We start from the raw sequence: 17,476 nt of genomic DNA on the forward strand, positions 1-17,476 counted from the left end.
AGGAAGGTTTATATGGAATTCAGACATCAACCACAGCAGCTGCAGAAACAGAAGCAGTCCTATATCCCGAATCTCGTGCAGGGTGTCCACCTTCTTCAGCTGAATCGGATAGAGCTTTCCACTTATTTAAGTAATCAGATCCTGGACAATCCTTTTGTGGATATGCCAGAACAGGAAAGTCGCCTGATTCAATCGGCTTTGAACGAAACCGCATCAACCATTGACCAGACGTCAGCCAGTCAGCCTTCACTCTACGACTTTTTAAAAGAACAGATCGAATTATTTTACCGAAAAACCTACTTGCGCGAACTCATCTTCTGGTGGGTCAATCAGCTTGATCATCGCGGGTATGTGACCAAAACGATCGAGGAAGCGAGGAATGAAACAGGTGCTGATCCTATTGAGCTCCTGGATGCCCTGACCCTGCTTCAGCAGCTCGATCCCTCCGGTGTCGGGGCCCGTGATCTTAAAGAATGCCTGCTTCTTCAGACGGAACGGCTGGACTTTGCACCGTCTATAGCCTATATCGTCATTGAAGAAAATCTGGAATCCCTGACACACAAGAACTGGTCTTCACTTGCTCAAACTTATGATGTAACTGAAGCAGAAATCAAACAGGTTTATCAGTTTATCAAGAAACTGAACCCTTCGCCGGGTGAAACTTATCAGTCCTCCTATACCCCCTTTGTTCTTCCTGAACTCAGTGTCAGCGTTGACAAAGACGAGCTCATTATCCGGGAGACAAAATATCAAACACCGCTGGTCAGTTTCAATCGATCTTACTTTGAAGAATTGAGCGGTTCTGAGGATCCGCAGCTAAAATCCTACATCAAAGAGAAGAAAAAGGAATACGATATCCTTCAGGTGAGTCTTGAAAAACGTAAAGAAACGATCCTGCGCGTGGGAACCGCCATCGCCCTGCACCAGCAGGCCTATTTCAAGAATACAGGTGCACCGCTCAAGTCTCTCCAGCTGAATGACTTGGCTGCAGAACTGCGTCTGGATCAGTCTACGATCAGCCGGGCCGTGCGGGAGACCTATATCGAAACGCCATACGGGGCCAGAGAGTTAAAGACCTTCCTGTCCCGGCGCTCGAGCCAGTCTGAGCTGTCTAAAGATCAGATCATTCAGGCTCTTCAGCATCTGATCCAGTCAGAAGATAAAGCCAAGCCTTTGTCGGATCAGGCTCTTTCAGACGCGCTTAAGGCACAGGCCATTACTCTGTCCCGAAGAGGCGTGACAAAATACCGCAAGCAGCTGAACATCCCTTCGTCCAAACAGCGAAAAGAGTAAAAAAACACTTCCTGATAAACGAGGCGTCAACTGACGCCCCGCTCTCAGAAAGTGTTTTTTTGTTTTTAACGTGTATATTATCCTAAGATACCTAAAACGTAACCGATAACGCCGACTACGAAGATACCGCCGATAATTGTAATTGGGCTGACTTTCTTACGTAATAACCACACACAGAAGAGTGTCAGCAGTAAGGGTGCCACACCAGGCAGCAGCTGATCTAATGTGTTCTGTAAAGTCGTCACTTCTTCAGGCTGGATAGCCATGCCTGCTTGAATATCCGCAACAACGGTTCTCAGCATATCACCAGATAAGACACCTTCATTGGCCGCTTCTGAAATCGCCGCAAAGTCGATCATGTCTGCTTCGGCATTTTCAACTCGACTGATGACCATCGGGAAATTCATGGCTGTCCAACGCGGTACCAGGACACCCATGATGAACATACCTAAAACGGAAGCTCCCTGAGTCAGTTTCTGCATCAGGCCACCGGCCAGGTTCTGAGTGATGTTACCCCCTTGAACGTAACCGAGTTCCTGTGAATACCATAGGAAGGCCATACGGATAATGTTCCAGGCCAGGAAGAAGATGATTGGGCCTAACCAGCTTTCACTCAAGGCAAGTGAAGCAGCGAAAGCACCCAGAACAGGACGCAGTGTTCCCCAGAAGATCGGGTCGCCCACACCGGCAAGAGGTCCCATCATACCGATCTTGACCCCTTGGACCGCAGCATTGTCGATATCTTCACCGGCAGCTTTCTCTTCTTCAAGAGTCAATGTCACACCAAGGACAGGTGCAGCAAGGTATGGGTGTGTGTTAAAGAATTCCAGGTGACGTTTCAATGCCAGTGCACGGTCTTCTTTTGATGCGTATAATTTTTTAAGCGCTGGAATCATGGAATACGCCCATCCAACGTTCTGCATGCGTTCAAAGTTCCATGAAGCTTGCAGGAATTGACTTCTCCAAAAAACTTTTAAACGGTCGCTTTTTGTTAATCTTACTTTATTTTGTTCATCCATAGTTTTTCAACGCTCCTTTTTAATAATCATTTAAGATATCATCGAGTGGGTCTCCGCCATTGGAGTTTCCTCCACCGCCGCCACCTTGATTGAATTCAGGTGCAAACTGCAGGTATAACAGAGCTAAGACCACGCCGATAATACCCATCGCGATAAGGTTCAGTTCACCAACAGCTGATAACGCGAAACCTAGAGCGAAGAACACCCATAACTTAGGTGTAGCCATCATATTGATAACCATCGCATAACCAACGGCAACGATCATACCACCGGCAACGGCAAGTCCGCCAGTCAGCCAGGCAGGAATCGCATTCAATCCGTCTGTTACGAGTTCAGCTGGAACAGATAAAATGATTGCAGCCGGGATCGCAATACGCAGACCTTGGAGCATCAATGCTCCGATATGCAGCCATTCAACAGCTCTGAATGAGCCTTCTTTTGCTTTTCCGTCGGCAGCGTGTGCAATACCAACAGTCAATGTACGAACGAAGATCGTCAGTACCTGACCCGCAATAGCTAGTGGGATCGCCAAAGCGATACCTTCTGATACGCCGGCACCACGTAAAGTTACTAAAATAGCTGAAGCGACAGATGCAAGCGCGGCATCAGGTGCTACGGCAGCCCCGATATTCATCCACCCTAAGGCGATCAACTGTAATGTCCCACCTAAAAGTAAACCGTCGACCGGATTACCTGTGACAAGTCCGATCAAGGTACACGCAATAATAGGCTGATGGAACTGGAACTGGTCTAAAATCCCTTCCATCCCTGCCAGAAAGGCAACGAGTAAGACTAAAATAATTGTAATGATATTCATAATTTTATATTCCCTCCTTAAAATCTTTCTTAATCAACGTACTTCGTTTTCTTGAGCATTGGCCAGATGTCTTTACTTTGATCTGAAGGCACTTTACGTACATCAAAGGACACACCGTGGTCTCTCATTTTCTTAAATGATTCAACGTCTTTTTCATCGACGGAAAGCACATTATTGATCATGACTTTTCCTTCTGAGTGGGCCATGGATCCAACATTGACTTCCTCGATCTCTACGCCGCCTTCAATGACACGCAAGGCATCCTGCGGGTTTTCAAACAGAAGCAGCGCACTTGTTTTACCAAAACGCGGGTCTTTTGCGACTTCGATCATTTTGTCAACGGGAACGACGTTTGCTTTGATTCCTGGTGGTGAAGCTTGTGTGATCAAGCTCTTACGCAGATCGTCTTGAGCTACGTCGTCAGACACAACGATGATACGTGTTGGCTGAACATCTTTTGACCAGGCAGTTGCCACCTGACCATGTAGCAGACGTGAATCGATTCGAGCGAGACGGATATCGATTTTCCCGGTACCCACCACTGTTCCTTCAGGTAATGGCTGGTTCGGTTCTTCGCTCTTCGTTTCAACAGCTGCAGCTGCAGGCTGGAGACTTTCCGGTCTTACTTTTACACTGTCTTTTCCGGGTTCGATGATCGCTTTAGCGATATCTTGTGCTTTATCCATTCCAAAACGTCCTGTAAATGCTTCAATAAGCATTCCCAAGTTCAGCCCTGCCACGATCGCCCATTTATCTTTGTGATCCTCGAACAATGTGTTGGCCTGGTTAAATGGCGTACCTCCCCATAAATCAACGAGGAACAGCACTTCATCTGAATCAAAAGAAGCAATTGCTTCTTCCATCTTGCGTCTGATATCGTCTGGCCCTTCACTTGGCATCAACGTAACAGCTTTGACATTTTCCTGTTCTCCTACAATCATTTGTCCTGACTGCAGTATTCCTTCGGCAAACTCACCATGGCTTGCCAATATAATTCCTACCATTTATTTCCCTCCTACTACTAGCATATTCTGCTGGTTATTTTTTCTATAATACCTACAGAAAATCCCCTTTTCTCAGCACATCCATCATCTTCTGACTGCGGTCCCCGGGAACTTTTCTGATTTCCAGATCGATACCTCTATCATCTAAATACTTAAAGGCTTCGATATCTTCCTGGTCAACGGATACAAAATGTGTCACCATCTGTTTACCTTCAGTGTATTTCATACCGCCGATATTAACGCTGTCAAAATCCAAGCCGTTCTGGTATACGCGCATGACGTCTTTAGGATCGGTAAATAAGAGCATGACTTTGACACCATCCATCAATGGATGCTGCGCGATATCATTAAGTTTGGCAATGGAGACAACGTGGGACTTCACTTCAGGTGGTGCAGCCTGAGTCAGTAACACCTTCTGAAGAGGATTACGTGCGACTTCATCACTCACTACGATGATCCGACTGATCCCTGTAGATTTTGACCATGTCGTGGCGACCTGTCCGTGAATAAGCCGATCATCTATACGAATCAAACGAATATCCATCGTTCCATAACCCCTCCTGCTATAAACAACACTCCTTCCAATTATTCTCGGGAATCTTACACTAGCACCTATTTATTCCCCTCACTTATATATAAGCAAGAAGTGTGCCAACACACTAAAATGATATAAAGCGCTGTGTCGGACTTTTTAAAAAAACACAATAACCGACACACTATTTTAGTGTGTCGGTTATTGTGTTTGAGTGTGTTATTCAGTGAGCAGTGTGTCGATATCTTCCATTTTCCCTTCTTCTTTCGTAATGAAGTAAAGAAGGTAGCGATATTCAGCTAACGGAACCGTCAACTGAATGCTTTTTTCAAAGCGTCTGATTACTTTCTGGAATTCAGGATACAGCGGATGTTCCACAGTTTTCTGTTTCTCTTCCGGTTCCTGCGGCAAGTCATCTTTTTGAAGCAGACGCTCAATAAGTCCTGCTACATGAAACGCTAAATTGATATGAAAAGCGTACTGGTCCGTTGCTTCCGTCCGAAGCTCTTCGCACTGACTGACGAATGACCAGATGATCGGTACGACTTTTCTTGGATTGATAAAGGCAAAGTTTTCTTCGACGTAAGAATAAATGATTGCTTTTGCCTGACTCTCATCGGCTATCGGCTCTTCGGGTTCAGCGGATGCCAGCCCGACGAATTTGCTGAGTAGATGTTCAGGCTTCTCTTCGATGAACCGTTCAAGCGGAATGAAGGGCGCCGGTATTTTAGGATTGACGATGCCAGTCGATGCAATGATCGTATATTTTTCCTGCCATTCGCTTATTCTTGCATCCAGTTCTGCCACGGAGCATGTCATTACCTGTATCCCGGCATCGTTTGATTTTACAAGGGTTTTTTCAATGATTTCCTTCAGCTTCCGGGCTGTTCCCTCCCCACTGGCACACACGGCCAGGACGATAGGCGGTTTACGTTTTGAAGGCTGACGCTGGTCATCATGTCTAGGCAATTCTTTTGTGTAGCCACTGAACTTTGTCAGTGATTCATACAACAGTTCAATATCCGCATCTACTAATGACGCTTTTCTGACAGCTTCCAGAACGATGGCCGTCGACACCATATCGATCGAACGGATATGGATGCCTGTTTCTTTCTGCAGAGACGTTTCAAACGTGGCGAGGGAACCCATATCCACAAGCAGCAGGACACCACTGCCTTCATTTACATCCAGGACCGCTTTTTTGATGCGTTCATAAACAACGGTCGGAGACATGTCGAGCGGCATATCGATGGCCACCACCCCTGATGTATCCAGCAGTTCCTCGGCGACTCTCGCCATACTGCTCGCTGTCGAATTCCCATGTGTCGCAATGACGATACCGACCCGTCCAGAAGCCAGTTCTTCTTTAAGAGAAACCAGCAGGACTGTCAAGTAGTAGATTTCATTGTCGGGTATCTCCACCTCGAAATAATCGGCGATCTTATCTTTTAGCTGTTCTGCTACAGCGTATTCTTTCGCATAAGTCATCGCCATTTCACGTATGCGGTTGTTCATCTTTCTTTCCTGACCAGTGCTGATCTTGCTTAACAGAGAACTGATGTGCAGACTGATCGCATAGATAAAGTTCTGTTTAAATGAACCACCAAGTGCCCGTTCAACTTCCTCGGAGATCTGGTGGGCAAACTGGATCACTTCTTTGCTGACCACTTCCGCAAGTTTAGACTCTGTCTGGAAAGAGAAACCGTGATTTCGGTAGAAAGATTTTAAATGCACGTTGATGTCGGTTGAGATATACTGATTGATCGAATCCCGATCGAGCCCTTCCGCTTCCAGCAGTGCCGCTTTATCACCAATGATATCGTATATGTTATAAGGCAGCTCATAAGAATCCATCGCCATTTTATAAAACGGTTCATTCGGATTGATCGTCATTTTAGCTTCCACGTGCTTTGACAGATCGGCCTGTTCAAGCCGATTAGATGACAGACCGACTAGATGATCCTTAATGGTCTCCGGCAGATCTTTCACCGTGAGGGATATCTCATCTTTATTCAACTGATTCATGAACCCTCTGGCGCAGACCAGCTGGATGGAAGATTTCAATTGACCGACATTTCCATATCCTACGCTCGCAATCAGACCTTTGACTACGTCTTCGTTCAAAGTGATTTTACGCTGAATGCGATTGGCTTCGAGTCCTGTCAGCAATTTGACCAGATCGAGCTGTTCACTGACCGGTCTTTCTTTAAATGAAGGCAGGTGGATATTGATCGGGATGCGACGCATGAAGGTATCTAAAAAGGTGGACTTTGGATCTTCCGTCGTCGCACACACGATACGGACGCTGGCACGTCGATTCTTCCCTGTCTCACCCAATCGGCTGTATGTGCCGGTATCCATGAAGTAAAAGACCATTTCCTGTCCTTCCGGCGGTAGCCGATGCACTTCATCAAGAAAGAGCATACCGCCATCTGCCTGCTGGATCAGTCCTTCTTTAGAACTCGCTGCCCCTGTAAAGGCTCCCTGGGCGTACCCGAATAAGTAACTCATCAGAAGCTGAGGATTCGTTGCGTAGTCGGCACAGTTAAAGACGATCAGTTCTTGGTCCTTATCGATCAGTTCCTGTGACTGAGCAAAGCGGAACATCGCATGGGCAAAGAATGATTTCCCGGAACCTGTCGGACCGGTGATCAGGGTGTTCAGTCCTTTCGGCGGGTAAAGAACGGCTGCTTTGGCCTGTTCAACTGCATTCTTAATACTCCCATTTGCACCGATGATCGACTTAAAGATGTCACGAGTCTGCTTGTATGAATAATCTAATACCTCTTGAGTCACCCCGGCAGACGGCGGATTTATTTCTTTATAACTGGATACATGTCTGGTCAATGGCTTGTGGCGTGCTTTTTCGATCGGTATAAACCGGACAGGTCGGCCGTCGATTTTTTTCAGCTTGCCTTCCCGTGCAAGCTGGTTCAGGTCTTTGGAAATATTGCTGCGCATACTGCCCAGCGCATCAGCCACTTCTTTAGTGGTGATCCCCATACCTTTTTCTATATCCTGGCGCGTAAAGGACGTGCAGGCATCATTGACATAATTCAAAACGCGTTGTTTACGGTTCACGCTGATCCCCCTCAAGTGTATCGTTCTGTGAACTTCTTTGTCATTATCAGTATACACTTTTTTCGATCGAAAAACACACTAACACAGAAAAAAACACACTAGACTTTTCGCTTTCTATCGAGCAGTTCCTTGACACCTCTTCTTTTCAGACAGAAAAGCAGTTCCCCAGATAACCCTATCTGAAGAACTGCTCCTGATTTTTTTAAAAATATCTGCTGATGATTCTGCTCTCCTGAGTCCGTTAGGTTGAATACCAGCATACTGGATGATTAATGGAACTGACAGGTGAATAAAAGAAAAGCGGAGGAAACTACTCTTCTACGCTTACTTCGCCTTCAACAGTACCTTCGTCCATCATAGCAGCGTCCATCATTTCTTGAGATGAGAATGTGACGTCGCCTGTAACAGTAGAGTTAGCTAATTCGAAACCTTCAGCGTCAACATAAACATCGCCGTCTAAAGTTCCTTCCTGAATACGGAAGTTTGGTGATTCAACTGTCATCATTGGTACAGTCAAAGTAAATGTGTCAGTGACGTTACGCTCGTCATCTTGAGTATATAAAGCTAACTTACGGTATTCATCTCCTGATTCTTCTCCGCCGTCGTAGAATGTTCCAGCAACCGTCATATCTTCTTCAACAGTTACGTCAGCAGTAAGAGCAGTAAGCCAGTTACCGTCTTCACTCAATGAAGCAACGACTTGATCTGCCTGATCAGTAATTGAAGCGGCTGTTACAGCATCGCCATTTTCATCTGAAACTTCATCTGTTACTTCTTCAGTAGTGTCTTCGACAGTTTCTTCTGCATCATCACATGCACCTAAAAATCCGCCTAAAGCCACTACAGCAGCGCCTGCTGCAAATTTCTTTTTCAATAAACTCATAATTATCCCTTACCTTTCCTGATGGAAGTAAATTTGTAACACGTAGAATGAACTGAAACAGAAGGAGAGAGCACGAGCATTCGGACATTCTGATTCGTTCATTACTAAAACCTACTATATAATACATATGTGAAGGCGTCAACAATTGCGAATTATTATAAATATAAAAATCCACTCATTTTTTTCTCATTCACATACTATTTTCGATAGTCATAAGCTTGGAGTCATCATTCTCACAAGCCAGTCAAAAGCCACTGCTTTTACTCTCCCTCTTGTGTTCTGAGTATCCAGACCGACATATTAGATTGAGATTAAAAACAGACTGCAGCCAGGCTGCAGTCTGTTTCATTTTTATAGGGGGAGTTTACTTGTCTTATTCTTCGACGCGTACTTCGCCTGTTACTTCGCCTTCTTCTAGGTCAGCTGATTCCTGATATTCTTCGCTTCCAAAGATCAGGTCACCGTCGATCGTTCCTTCAGGCAGTGAGAAGCCGTTTGCGTTGACATATACGTCACCGGCAACTGTACCACCTTGGATACGGCTGTTTTCACTTTCGATCGTTACGCTTGGGATCGTCAAAGTATATCTATCAGTAATGTTACGGTCAGCATCTTGAGTGTAAAGAGCTAATTTACGGGCGATTTCACCATCATTCGTTGGACCTTCTGCTAAAGTCAATTCCTGATCGGCTTCAACATCGCCTTCAAATATAACGATCCAGCCTCCATTTGCTGAGAAAGCTTCTTCCAGATCATCTGAGCCAGCGATAACAGATTGTGTTGCACCCGTTGTTGCATCAGCTTCTTCTTCTCCGCCTTCAACTCGTACTTCACCTGTTACTTCGCCTTCTTCTAAATCAGCTGATTCCTGATATTCTTCGCTTCCGAAAATCAGGTCGCCGTCGATCGTTCCTTCAGGCATTGAGAAGCCGTTTGCGTTGACATATACGTCACCGGCAACTGTACCACCTTGGATACGGCTGTTTTCACTTTCGATCGTCACGCTTGGGACTGTCAAAGTGAATCTTTCCTGGATGTTACGGTCTTCATCTTGTGTATAAAGAGCAAGTTTGCGGGCGATTTCGCCGTCATTTGTAGGACCTTCTGCCAATGTCAGTTCCTGATCAGCTTCTACATCGCCTTCAAATATAACGATCCAGCCGCCGTCAGCAGAGAATGCTTCTTCAAGGTCATCTGCACTACCGATAACAGATTGTGTTGCGCCTGTTGTTGCATCAGATTCTTCGGTTGTATCTTCCGTATCATCAGCAACCTCTTCTGTATCATCCGTTACTTCCTCATCTGTTCCTTCGTCGGCACATGCAGCAAGTAACCCCATGCTCGCCGTAATAAGTAATAATTTGTTCCACTTCATCTTTGTTCCTCCTACCTTTTATTTGTTGTGATTAACTGCACATTTATAATAACATGTTTCTGTTTTATGTCAAAGTATTTTTGAAAAAAAAGTTCATATTTTAAATGAAAAATATAAAAAAAGCCTTGAAACAAGCTTTTAATTATTAAAATATATTGTGAAAAAAATCACTTCTCTAATTAATTTAACAATTATTACAAAAAATAAGGATTGAGCATGTGCCTTTTGAAGCTTAGGCAAATTGAAAAAACTCCTTCAATCAGATTGAAGGAGCGCCTGAAGCATTCATTATGCTGTAATTAGAGTAACACGGATGCCATTCGGATCGACTACTGTCACAAAGTTCTCTCCTGAATCTTTGATCGAGATCTCCTCAGCATTAAAATGCTCTTTCGTTTTCTCTAATTCAACTGCACTGCTGAGTGCTAAAGTGAATCGAGTAAGTCCGATATCATACTGTTCTCTCTCAGGGATATTTACGCCCAGCCAGGTATTCAGTCCTAAGTGGTGATGATAGTCTGCAGCAGCAATAAATCGGGCCTGGCTGCCGAATTCATATTTCAGCTGCATGCCTAAACCGTCAATATAGAAGGCCTGAGATTTTTTCAAATCACTTACAGATAAATGAACATGTCCGATTTTCGTTCCTTCAGGCATTTTATCGACCAATTCTTCAGTCCGGCTGGCAAGGACCCCCTCTGCATCCATCTGTTCTGTCACACCTCTGATCGTCCCGTCTTCTTCTATGTCCCAGGCAGTCTGCGGCTTGTCCCTGTAAATCTCGATGCCGTTTCCTTCAGGATCAGTCAGATATATCGCTTCACTATAACCGTGATCCGAAGCCCCTTCGACAGGGACTTCCTTTTTCAGGAGGCCGAACAGGACATTACCGAGATCTCTGCGTGTCGGAACGAGAAAGGCTGTGTGAAACAGTCCCGCTTTTCTCATCGGTGACGCCTTTGTGTCTGTTTTGATCAAATTGATCAAAACTTGCTTCCCGTTTTCCGTTCCAAGCGCAGTTTGGTTCGCTGACTGTTCGAGGATAGATAATCCAATTTTATCTTTATAGTACGTCGTCATCTTTTCAAGGTCTTCGACATTCAAGTCAACAGAATGTATACTTAAGTTTTTGTCTATAGCAAAGTTCGTCATTCAATCGTCTCCTTTTATTTATTACAAAACTAGTATATCACTTTGCTTACTTTTTGTCAGTATAAGTCTGTCTTTTCTTTTCTATACGGGTCAGTCTGATCCGGTTATAACGCTGGATCATGATAAAGGGGACATTGACGAGTAGAGCGTACACGATCATTACCCAACCGGCCCATACTGGATTCCACAAAAAGAAAAAAGGGGCCGGAACTATCAGCAGCCAGTGTGTCAGCTCCGCCCGCTTTGTTTCCTTAATAAATACCCTGATCGTATATATATCATTATTCTGCAATTCTTTTTTCTTATACCCTGCATGGAACAACGAGGCACCATCCGGTAACTTGTCTTTCCATTTATGGACCTTAACTTTATCCTTCCAGAACTTTCCATTTTTCTCAAAAGAACGCTCTTTAAACAGTTCATACAGCAAGTGACTACCCGATAAGAACCGGTCGGGTAATTTTATCAGTCCGAGCGAGATAGTTAAATGTAAAAACAGCCACACACCTAAATCCAATAAGAATAACCTCATCAGTTATGCTCCTTCACGACTTGTATTCGCGTCCTCGCCATTTTACTTTCTTTAAAAGGTAAACTTGAATAACTGCCCATAGGTAGAGCAGCAGGAAGGCACTTATGTAAATAAACGAGAACAGCATCGTCCACCAGGGGAATCGGCCAACTTTCTTCATCAGCCACCTGAACTGCACGGCATGCAAAAGATAACCGACCAGGATAATGAATACATAACTCACATCCGAACGCAAAAGTCCATCAATGAAACCCGTAAGAAGCAGATACGTACTCGTGACCCATAACATGATCGAGAGCATCACCATGGGATGAGTCACTTTAGCGCCGTAGGTAAAACTTTTGGTCCATCCCTGGATCAGCTGCTGAAGGCCTTCCGGATACATCCTGAAATGGATGCTGTTTTTCCCTCCATAAACAGTAACGGGGTAATCTTCTTTCTGGTATAGATCAGCCATTGCAAGGCCGTCCATATGTGTATATAGCGTGGCCTCATGACCACCTAATTTAAAGTACTCGTCTGCCTTAACAAAGAGGAAGGGGCCGAATGCTCCTCTTTCAGGGATCCGTTTGTTAAAAAAAGTATAGCGATTCAAACCTGCCAGTACGATGATATTGGGCACGATGGACAAGGTTTCATAAAATGACTGGATCACATGGTAGGGCTGAATGGATAAAAGGCCCGTATCTCCATTTCTTTTAAACTGCGCTAGGATATCCTTGAACGCATGCTTGTGTGCACATTGCGTGTCCGAATCCATAAATGCCAAATAGTCGCCCTTGGCGTGCTGCGCTCCCAGCCAGCATGCTGACGACTTGCCCGCCACGGAATATTCTGACTCTCTGGTCGACAGTACAACTGCATCATATTCTTCAGCTATTTCAACAGTCCTGTCTTCTGATTCATCATCTACCACGATGATTTCTTTGATGTCAAGAGACTGACCATTTAAAGAAGCGAGCAGTTTGGGCAAGGATGTTTCTTCATCTCTTGCAGGAATAATGACCGATACGGAAGCTGGAAGGCCTCCACCTTTAGCCTGCTTGATCAGCGGCAGTTTCCACAAAAAGAAAAAGCCGCTCAAAAAAGCAATAAGAAATAGAAGTAACTGTATCATTTGTGCCATCTGATATCCTTCCTCTCACTTTATTGAACGTGCTTTTTTATCTTTTACTGTCTCTATCTTCTTTTTCGATGATATCACTCACCTGCTGACCGCTGAGAGTCACCATTGGCATGCCGCCGCCCGGGTTGACTGAACCACCAGCAAAATACAAATTATTGAATAACTGACTCTTTTTGGGAAATTTGAATCCTTTATTCTTTTTGCGATCTGAAACGACACCGTAAATAGCCCCGCGATTGGAATAATAGTGCTGCTCGATATCGTGAGGGGTCCATTGATCCTCAAATACGATATGCTTTCTGAGATCCGTCAACCCCATATGTTCCAGTTTGATCAGGACACGCTCTCTCAACCGGGCATAGTCTTCCTCGGTGAACGGAACGTCTTGAATATAAGGGATATGAGGAAGTATCTTTATATTTTCATGACCGGGCAATGACTGGTCTGGATCTGTTTTGTTGCTGTTCACAAGGTAGATGGTCGGGTCTTTCGGTAAGCCGTGTTTGTCAAAGACCGTTTCATAGTTCTTTTCTGAGTCAGCTGAAAAGAAAAAGTTGTGATGTGCAAGCTGCGGATACTCTCTGTCTACACCCAGATGCAGGACGATTCCTGAGGCAGCGGGCTCAAATTTTTCCTCAAGCTTAGTGATCTTGGCTTTATCCACGTGAAGGAGCCGGTCGTAGGCAGGAATCACTTCCATATTTGAAACCACACGGTCTGCCTGTACCGTTTCGCCTGTCGCCAGCTGAATGCCATAGACATTCTTATCGGCATCCACTAAGATTTCGCTTACTTCTGTTTCTGTATGGAGCGCGACACCGATTTCTTCAGCCAGTCTCACCAGACCTTCTCCCAGCTTATGCATGCCGCCGTCCACATACCATAGCCCAAAGTCATATTGCACATATGGCAGGACGTTCAGGATCGCAGGTGCATTGTCTGCAGAAGACCCGACATATTTGATAAAGTATTTTAGCATGTCGCTTAAGTACGGATTAGAAATGCGTTTTTCGATGCCCTGAGACATAGTATGGAAATAATCAAAATCTTTCAGTGCGCTGAGGTAGCCGTGATGATCGAGTACTTCTTTCATCGTATCCAGGCCTTTACCGAAGTAGCCAGCTTCAGTCTTTTCATATAATCCTTTCGTGTAATCAAGGTAATCTTTGAATTCATCGATATCCTTTTCAGACAGTTCCTCATTCTTTTGAAGCATGGCTTCTGTTGAATTGTAAAGATCCAGAACAGTCCCGTCCATAAAAAAGGATCGCCATTCGTGATCCAGCTGCCTGATCGATACGTAATCTTCCATGAGCTTGCTGCTCTGTTCAAACAGTTTCCTGAAGATATGCGGCATAGTCAGTATGGACGGTCCCAGATCAAAGCCGAATCCCTCAGCCTCCAGACGATTCAGTTTCCCTCCGAGATGCTTGTTTTTCTCATACAAGGCCACGCGATATCCTTTTTGAGCTAAAGAAATGGCGGCGGATAAACCTCCTAACCCGCCACCGACCACTACAACATCTACTGATTTTGTCATCACTAACCACTCCACTTCATTTCGGATAACGATTTATCCTCATATTTTATTATGTTTCACTTCGTTAGTCTCGTTCACAGACTGTTTTTCACTTCATTGTAAAAGACGACTTTTTTTGCAGCAGACGTTTTGTTTCTCACTGAGAAACAGTCATAATCATTCTCTCTCACAGCATCAAGGATGCCGCCGTATACTTTTGCTGACAAGGCCACTTGAAGCTGACTGTCTTTGTCAAAATACTTCAGAGACTGTTCAAATTTTTCGTAAAGTTGTTCTGCACGATGCGCAATGGTCTCCCAAACGGCAATAAACGAGGAGTTAATGATCTGAGCGGCGAGTTCGGCTTCGCTGTAATTTTCTTCATCCATCAATTCTTTCGGCAGATATATCCGATTGCTTTTCTGATAATCTTCCCCGATATCTCTCAGTATATTAGTCAACTGCATCGCCACACCCAGAGCGATCGCATCTTCCTCCAGATCTTTGTGATTTTCGGAAGCGATAACCGGCAAAAGCATGAGTCCAACGGATCCGGCAACATAATAACTGTATTCCTCCAGATCGTCCATCGTCAGCGGCTGTTTGAAATGATAATCCATGGCTTGTCCATTAAGCTGATCATAAAAAGGCTCAATAGACATGTCATAACGTTCAAAAACATCTCTCAATGCCTGCCACACCGGATGATCCGGTTCATGTCCCTCTTCAAAACGATTCAGTTCGTTAGTCAAGAAAGTCAAGGCATCACCCTGGGCTTCCTTAGTCTCCGCTTCATCGATGCTGTCATCTGCCAGTCGACAAAAAGCATAGATCGCATACACAGCATTGGCCTTTTCTTTTGGAAGTTTGGAAAAGGCAAAATAAAAACTTTTAGAATGTTTCTTTATAATCTCCTCGCAATACGCATAGGCGACCGTTCTGTCAGAGGCTGTTCTACTTTTTTTATTCATGATTTTCCTCCTCTATTTTTTGAGGGGGTTATGAGATATTATTTCTTATTCTACATAACAGTTTTCCTTGAATCTTTATAATAGCTTACCATATAAATACTATTAATTAGAAATAATAAAGTCGTCCTTCACAGTATTTTCAAACTTTGAGCAATCGGTTGCCATCCCACTCCTCAGTGAGGCTATGCTCTTTCATTGGACGTACTCAGTGGCTGTTTGATTTCACTCCGGCCAATACACCTTTATAAGAACGGAACGACTCTGGCAGGCCCAAATACAGACCTTTTGTACCTGTGCATGAAAGAAACCATCTAAATTGCTGCACTCACTCCTGATCTGCCCAATGGAGTAAACGCAGCGGCTTAGATGAACTCTATTAAAAGAAATCAAATCAGTATCGTTGGGGCTGCAAAAATCGACGCACAATATAAAGGAAAAAGCTACTCTGGAAGGAGAGTAGCTTCTAGCTTAGTCCTTATAAAAGTGTCGCGTCAAGATAACCCAGTTTTCGTGCTTCTATAATACGTTTCTGATCTTCTTCTGAAATATCGAGTAAGGATGGATCGTCTAAAACCTTCTGATACCCGTGTTCATTGACACCTTCCATGATGACCTTTTTATCAATACCGGTTACGATCGCCAGTATCTCTGCCGGATGCTTATCTTTTGCATGTTCATCTGATACTTCTGTGAATAACATGACGCATTCTCCTTTCTCCTGCTTCCACCTATTTCCATTTTCAGTATAGCATAAATGAAAGCGCTTGAACAGAATAACCCGTCCCATCTGCTTGCATGTTTAAAACAAAAAAAGACTGGATATCCAGTCTTTTTTTGCTGACATACATAATTATTAATAAAGGATTTATATTCTTAATAGGCTGTTTTCGGTGGTCTGACGAACAGCGTCAGCAGCAGCCCTCCCACAGAAAGGATACTGGCGATCAGAAAAGCGTGCGTATCCTGATCCGTAAGTCCCAGTAAAAAGGGGCCTGCCAGAGATGCCACGCCGTACGCCTGATAAATCAGGCCGTAATTCGAACCAAAATAATATGATCCAAAGTAATCACTAGTAATTGCCGGAAAGGTTGCAAGAAAGCCTCCGAAACTGCTGACGATCAGGACCAGGACGAAGAAATACAGGAAAGCCTGATTTGTCCACAGACTTAAAATCAGCATGGATAAGGCTGTAATGATAAACAGCAGGCTGAATACCCGGAGACGTCCGAAAATATCCGATAATGCCCCCCACCCGATTCGGCCGACCGCATTGGCGACTGCCGCCACGGCAATCGAATACCCGGCGATCTGTGGAGACAGTCCAACAACTTCGCGGGCGATATCCTGTGCCAAACCAATCACTACCAGACCACTCAAACTACCGATAAAGTAAATGATCCACAAGAGATAAAAGGACCTGGTCTTCAGCATCTGTCTAGGCTGAAAATCGTTTTCGTTGACCAGAACGTGCTGGCTGCTGTCTGTTTTTTTGGGTACCTTCAGCATTTGGGCACCAGTCAGACCGACGACCGCATAAACCAGCCCTTGAACCAGAAACGTTTGAGAAACGCCGATTTCCTGGATCAAAAAACTGAGCACAAAGTTAAAAACAAAGCCGCCAAGTCCAAAGGCTCCAACGATGATCCCGGTAACCATCCCCTTTTTCTTTGGGTACCATTTCAATGATGTCGACAGAGGGCAGACATACACCATTCCGACACCGATACCGCCGAGAACACTGTACCCTAAATATAAAACGGGAAGGGTTCGGGCCAGTGAAGCAACGATCAAGCCGACACTAAAAAATATGATGCCTATCGTTCCAACTTTGCGGGGACCGATCTTGTCCTGCAGTCGCCCTGAGTAAATAGTCACTAAAGCAAAGATAAAGACGATCAGCGAGTAGGCTGTGAAGACTTCTGTCCGGGCCCAGCCGTATGTATCAACGAGAGGCTGGTTGAATAAGCTCCATGTGTAAATACCGCCTATACAGAGCTGCATCAAAACGCCTCCCAAAAGTACCTGCCACCTTTTCGTTTCTTTCGTTTCCTTTGATTCTTCTTTCATCTTCATCTCCCCTTTTTTAAAATAGATTGAAGCAGTTCTGATAAGTAAATAGAAAGTCCTCACTCATAAGAAAGTTTAAACATAATCGTTTGATATAAATAAATA

15 protein-coding genes are annotated in these 17,476 nt (G+C 44.6%); 1 reads left to right on the forward strand and 14 read right to left on the reverse strand.

All coding sequences use genetic code 11. From position 1 onward, the window contains the following. Positions 1-12 precede the first annotated feature (12 nt). A complete protein-coding gene (gene rpoN, locus BM049_RS04830) occupies positions 13-1,293 on the forward strand; it encodes an RNA polymerase factor sigma-54 (protein ID WP_091529105.1) in 1,281 nt (426 codons plus the stop codon). 77 nt (positions 1,294-1,370) lie between these two features. Here rpoN and BM049_RS04835 read toward each other — a convergent pair whose 3' ends face one another. The 14 genes from BM049_RS04835 to BM049_RS04900 all read right to left on the reverse strand — a co-directional run bounded on the left by BM049_RS04835 (position 1,371) and on the right by BM049_RS04900 (position 17,371). After that, positions 1,371-2,312 carry a PTS system mannose/fructose/sorbose family transporter subunit IID gene (locus tag BM049_RS04835; protein WP_091529106.1) on the reverse strand — a complete coding sequence of 314 codons (942 nt, stop codon included), beginning with the start codon at positions 2,310-2,312 and terminating at the stop codon, positions 1,371-1,373. Between the two features lie 19 nt (positions 2,313-2,331). Continuing rightward, complete coding sequence (locus BM049_RS04840; protein WP_091529108.1) at positions 2,332-3,129, reverse strand: PTS mannose/fructose/sorbose transporter subunit IIC; 798 nt, start codon at positions 3,127-3,129, stop codon at positions 2,332-2,334. A gap of 29 nt (positions 3,130-3,158) precedes the next feature. After that, positions 3,159-4,133, reverse strand: coding sequence for a mannose/fructose/sorbose PTS transporter subunit IIB (locus BM049_RS04845; RefSeq protein WP_091529109.1), 975 nt, complete (start codon positions 4,131-4,133; stop codon positions 3,159-3,161). Positions 4,134-4,185: 52 nt separating this feature from the next. After that, entirely contained in the window at positions 4,186-4,677 is a 492-nt protein-coding gene (locus BM049_RS04850; protein WP_091529111.1) for a PTS sugar transporter subunit IIB, read from the reverse strand. A 207-nt stretch (positions 4,678-4,884) separates the two neighbouring features. Beyond that, positions 4,885-7,746, reverse strand: a complete 2,862-nt coding sequence (locus tag BM049_RS04855) for a sigma-54-dependent transcriptional regulator (protein WP_483860446.1) — start codon at positions 7,744-7,746, stop codon at positions 4,885-4,887. Positions 7,747-8,056: 310 nt separating this feature from the next. Further along, positions 8,057-8,629: a hypothetical protein gene (locus BM049_RS04860; protein ID WP_091529112.1), complete on the reverse strand. Its 573-nt coding sequence runs from the start codon at positions 8,627-8,629 to the stop codon at positions 8,057-8,059. Between the two features lie 373 nt (positions 8,630-9,002). Next, on the reverse strand, positions 9,003-10,004 hold the full coding sequence (locus BM049_RS04865) for a hypothetical protein (RefSeq protein WP_091529113.1): 1,002 nt from the start codon (positions 10,002-10,004) through the stop codon (positions 9,003-9,005). A 288-nt stretch (positions 10,005-10,292) separates the two neighbouring features. Then, positions 10,293-11,156, reverse strand: coding sequence for a VOC family protein (locus BM049_RS04870; RefSeq protein ID WP_091529115.1), 864 nt, complete (start codon positions 11,154-11,156; stop codon positions 10,293-10,295). 46 nt (positions 11,157-11,202) lie between these two features. Then, complete coding sequence (locus BM049_RS04875; RefSeq protein ID WP_091529116.1) at positions 11,203-11,688, reverse strand: glycosyl-4,4'-diaponeurosporenoate acyltransferase CrtO family protein; 486 nt, start codon at positions 11,686-11,688, stop codon at positions 11,203-11,205. A 13-nt stretch (positions 11,689-11,701) separates the two neighbouring features. Continuing rightward, positions 11,702-12,814 (reverse strand): glycosyltransferase family 2 protein, encoded by a 1,113-nt coding sequence (locus BM049_RS04880; protein ID WP_091529118.1) that lies wholly within the window; start codon positions 12,812-12,814, stop codon positions 11,702-11,704. Between the two features lie 37 nt (positions 12,815-12,851). Then, positions 12,852-14,354: a phytoene desaturase family protein gene (locus BM049_RS04885; protein WP_091529119.1), complete on the reverse strand. Its 1,503-nt coding sequence runs from the start codon at positions 14,352-14,354 to the stop codon at positions 12,852-12,854. A 74-nt stretch (positions 14,355-14,428) separates the two neighbouring features. Then, positions 14,429-15,304, reverse strand: coding sequence for a phytoene/squalene synthase family protein (locus BM049_RS04890; RefSeq protein ID WP_091529121.1), 876 nt, complete (start codon positions 15,302-15,304; stop codon positions 14,429-14,431). Positions 15,305-15,779: 475 nt separating this feature from the next. After that, complete coding sequence (locus BM049_RS04895) at positions 15,780-16,004, reverse strand: hypothetical protein (protein WP_091529123.1); 225 nt, start codon at positions 16,002-16,004, stop codon at positions 15,780-15,782. A 173-nt stretch (positions 16,005-16,177) separates the two neighbouring features. Next, positions 16,178-17,371 (reverse strand): L-lactate MFS transporter, encoded by a 1,194-nt coding sequence (locus BM049_RS04900; RefSeq protein ID WP_177188594.1) that lies wholly within the window; start codon positions 17,369-17,371, stop codon positions 16,178-16,180. Between the last annotated feature and the right edge of the window lie 105 nt (positions 17,372-17,476).

Source organism: Alkalibacterium subtropicum (assembly GCF_900112455.1).
Taxonomy (GTDB): Bacteria; Bacillota; Bacilli; order Lactobacillales; family Carnobacteriaceae_A; genus Alkalibacterium; species Alkalibacterium subtropicum.